Raw genomic sequence first — 3,161 nt, forward strand, 5'->3', positions numbered from 1 at the left:
CTAATCGGCCAGGTCTTCTTATGTTGGGTAATGAAACCGTATTTCACTTGGTTTCTTTGGCAAAGAAGACCGTCGCCTTTTTTAGGATCTCTTTCTCCATTTTCAGGCGTTTATTTTCTTCTCTCAACCGACGGATTTCTTCCTGTTCCGGTGTCAACTTACCGTTGCCACGAAATGCGTGGGCACCTTCAGATTCTTGCTCTTTAAGCCAGCGGCCTAACATATTCGCGCTAATACCCAGACTACGTGCAGCCTCAGCAATCTTGTAATTTTGTTCTGTAACCAGACTAACAGCGTCCAGTTTGAATTCTTTCGAATAGCTTTTTCGCGTTTTCATATACACTCCAGTTGAGATAATTATCCCTTAACTGGCTGTGTGAATCTATTGGAGCACGTCATACGGATGAATTACAGCGATTACTTGGTTTATTTTTGCAATATAAGCTAAGGGCTGTTGATCTTTCGTGATTAGTTTTTGACCGGCATGGTAAAGCGTTATAATTCGTTTCGTCAAAAATAAATTAACAACTCAATACCATGCCAAGACTAATGTTAACTGATAAGCGGTGGCAAAAGCTACTTCAAGTAATGAAGAGCTCTGGCCGCATTTACAATAAACCAGAACACAGAATGACCTTTGAAGGAATACTTTACCGCCTGAGAACTGGTATCCCTTGGCGAGATTTACCCACAGAGTTTGGTGGCTGGAGTGCCATTTATCGACGCTTCAATTTGTGGTCAAAGAAAGGTCTATTAAATATGTTATTCAATGAGTTAGCAAAACTTGCTGATTATGACTGGGTTTTTGCGGACGGTTCAATTGTTAAAGCCCATCAGCATAGTACAGGTGCTGCGACATCAGATAATGAATGCATAGGTAAGAGCCGAGGTGGTAATTCTACGAAAATCCATTTGGCTGTGGATAGTGGCGGACTTCCTATATATTTCGAGCTATCGGAAGGCCAAAGAAACGACATTACTCGTGCTCAAAGTTTGGTTGACCATTTGCAAGAAATAAATATTTTCGTCAGCGACAAAGGGTACGATAGTGATTCTTTGCGGGAATATATTGAAGCCAAGGGAGGCACTTCAGTCATACCGAAACGCAATTATGGCCAAGATATAGACAAAAACAGTGTCGATTGGTGCCTTTATAAATATAGGCACTTAGTTGAAAATGCATTCGCACGAATTAAACATTATCGTTCAATATCAACTAGGTATGAAAAATTGGCGAGGAATTATGCCAGTATGGTGTCACTGGCATTTTCAATGATGTGGCTACCTATGTATTGCTGAGTGAAATATGTACAGCAAAGATCAACAGGCCCTAGAAGACGCAAATACTTTGAACAGCGAGCGGCGTGATGATAGAACTTCCGCTGTCCCTTTTTGTATTCGGTGTGGTTCTTCTGACCTGCAAGTTAAATCAAAATCAAATAACACTCGATTCGGAAAGCCTATCTCGCGAACCCATAGATCTGTTTGGATGCAATGTAACGACTGTAATCACTTTATGAGCTTCAATCATTGCAATCAAACTAACACACGCCTTATCAAGAATGGCACTTATTGGACGTATCATTCAGCAAGAGCCATCGAGCCGTTCAATATAAAGTGTCCTAAATGTGGTGAATGGGGAGCATGGTAATGATTTCCCGTCAAATGCCACAGACTTTCTCTTCAACAGAGCTAAGTGAGAGAGATATTCCCGCCGCTATAAATAGTGAGTTCGGTTTCGATGTAGAAAACTATTTTTCTACACGAAATTTATAACGATGATTTATTTTCCGCCTTCAATACATATTCCATTTCAGTGTGTGAACAGTGATTCTGGAATCGCTGTTCAAGTTCACCTAATTATCTTCAACACACTGAATTGACGATTCGACGAACTTACCTAAATAGCTGTCAAAGTATCTCCGCCATGCTTTGTTACTCTTGGCCGACATTGAATTTTCATTGCGTCACTAACAAAAGCATTATCATTGGCTTTACTTGACCAAATGTAAGCCTCGCCTGGCTTAAGCGACCCTAGCTTTTCAGGTGTTAATGTTTTTAATCCAATACAAGCCTTTTGAATATGCTTCAGCCAATCTGGAGCATTAAATTTATGCAAAATAATCTGTGAAGACAGCTGAATGAGCTCTACAGGTACTGAAGGAGGATCTTGGCTAGCTATCATCACGCTAGTACCTTTATGTCTCATTTCACGCACGGTTTCAACCAAGCCCTTCACTAAATCAGGACTATCAATGTATTTATGACACTCATCAAAAACAATTAACTTATTGAACGTTTGATCTTGATATTTTGCTTCTGAGAAGATTTGTAAAAGAACTACAAATAATCCTAGAGCTTCATCTTTTTCTATAAATTCATCCCTAATATCAACAACTATCATTCTGCCTGGTCGGATCAATGATGCTACACTTAATTTGTCATCAATATACTGCTCAGCAAAATCGAGTCTCATATCAGCTAAGTCTTTTAACGCATCGGATAAGCTGGAGTTTTGAATGCCATTTCTGATCGCTTCAATAGTCAAATTTCGCCGATTTTTTCGCATTATATTTCCTAATTGACGAATATAAGCAGCTTGATTTCCAACAGCCCCCATTAAGAATTTCCAATGGCCTGCCTGAAGCTCCGAAGAGCAAAACTTCAATGGAAATACCTCAATACCAGGATATTCTTTACGGCGTTCATCAAGTTTATCTTCAGGAGTAAGCAGCACAACATCATCTAATGACGTCGGCTCTGCTCCATAAACCTCTTTGAGCCTTTCTAATTGAAATGCGTCGTCATTTGCGGCAATCATAGATGTAAACTCGGGCTTGTAGTCCTGAGTCTGGCTATAATGGAAAATTACGCTTGCCAGCTCTTTATGCAGAGTATTAATCGCTGGAATTGATTTGGTTGCCATCTCAACTACAGAGCCTAAGGTATAACTTTTACCACCGCCTTGAACTCCAAATAAACTCAAAGTGTGGGTATGATTTAAATCCAGGGCGACTTTACGCCCGTGGACTTCTCCAAGAAGGCCAAACTGCCCTGAATCACCATTGACACCCAATACAATATCGTGAGGTACAATATCCACCTCTCCAACTGGTGGCTCTGGCTCTGGCTCTGGCTCTGGCTCTGGCTCTGGCTCTGGC

General features: G+C 40.7%; 2 protein-coding genes and 2 pseudogenes. 2 read left to right on the forward strand and 2 right to left on the reverse strand.

The genetic code is table 11. From position 1 onward, the window contains the following. Positions 1 to 337: pseudogene (locus tag BIZ39_RS21015) on the reverse strand (transposase); the annotation flags it as partial. Between the two features lie 200 nt (positions 338 to 537). On the opposite strand from BIZ39_RS21015, the gene BIZ39_RS21020 reads away from it, so the two are divergent. Together BIZ39_RS21020 and BIZ39_RS22440 are read left to right on the forward strand one after the other, a co-directional pair. Further along, positions 538 to 1,299 (forward strand): IS5 family transposase, encoded by a 762-nt coding sequence (locus tag BIZ39_RS21020; protein ID WP_187447995.1) that lies wholly within the window; start codon positions 538 to 540, stop codon positions 1,297 to 1,299. A 351-nt stretch (positions 1,300 to 1,650) separates the two neighbouring features. Next, positions 1,651 to 1,776 carry a hypothetical protein gene (locus BIZ39_RS22440; protein ID WP_262385828.1) on the forward strand — a complete coding sequence of 42 codons (126 nt, stop codon included), beginning with the start codon at positions 1,651 to 1,653 and terminating at the stop codon, positions 1,774 to 1,776. Positions 1,777 to 1,900: 124 nt separating this feature from the next. Here BIZ39_RS22440 and BIZ39_RS21025 read toward each other — a convergent pair. Beyond that, positions 1,901 to 3,161: pseudogene (locus BIZ39_RS21025) on the reverse strand (ATP-binding protein); the annotation flags it as partial.

It is taken from the genome of Alteromonas sp. BZK5 (assembly GCF_014349115.1).
Classification (GTDB): Bacteria; Pseudomonadota; Gammaproteobacteria; order Enterobacterales; family Alteromonadaceae; genus Alteromonas; species Alteromonas macleodii.

Coding starts and splice junctions, on each gene's coding strand:
- BIZ39_RS21020 (WP_187447995.1), top strand. CDS start 538: ATGCCAAGACTAATGTTAACTGATAAGCGGTGGCAAAAGCTACTTCAA.
- BIZ39_RS22440 (WP_262385828.1), top strand. CDS start 1,651: ATGATTTCCCGTCAAATGCCACAGACTTTCTCTTCAACAGAGCTAAGT.